A 507-nucleotide genomic window follows, 5' to 3' on the forward strand; every position below is an offset into this window, starting at 1 on the left:
ATGGATAAACGCAAATTATCAATAAATTCGATTGTCATTCGCTCTTTTGGGGGCATAGCTCAGTTGGGAGAGCACCTGCCTTGCACGCAGGGGGTCAAGAGTTCAAGTCTCTTTGTCTCCACCAAAAGCTTTCTATATTCATATAGGAAGTAAAAGTTTTGTACAATGAAAACTTCATATAATCACAAAAAAAGTTTTCTTCAGAAGTCTTCGCCGACACTCTGAAGGAACACGAACGAAGATTAGCAGTAATCTTCAGTTCAAACTTTTTAACGCAGCTAGTCGTTTCGATGACAAGGCGGCGAATCGATTGACGAAGGAGTGTACTAGTTATACTCGACTGAGAAAAGAGATGAAGCCAACGCAGTCAGCGGAAGGAGTAGCAAGTTAAAAGAGGTCAAGATATTAAGAGCACAGGGTGAATGCCTTGGCACTGAGAGCCGATGAAGGACGTGGTAAGCTGCGAAAAGCTACGGGGAGTTGCAAGCAAACATTGATCCGTAGATG

Annotated in this window: 1 tRNA gene and 1 rRNA gene; both read left to right on the top strand. The window is 43.0% G+C overall.

The features are described 5' to 3' along the window. Positions 1–48: 48 nt before the first annotated feature. Positions 49–124: transfer RNA gene (locus DWB64_RS19125), tRNA-Ala, on the top strand. Positions 125–395: 271 nt separating this feature from the next. Then, positions 396–507: ribosomal RNA gene (locus tag DWB64_RS19130) — 23S ribosomal RNA — on the top strand; the annotation flags it as partial.

This window comes from Fusibacter sp. A1, assembly GCF_004125825.1.
Classification (GTDB): Bacteria; Bacillota; Clostridia; order Peptostreptococcales; family Acidaminobacteraceae; genus QQWI01.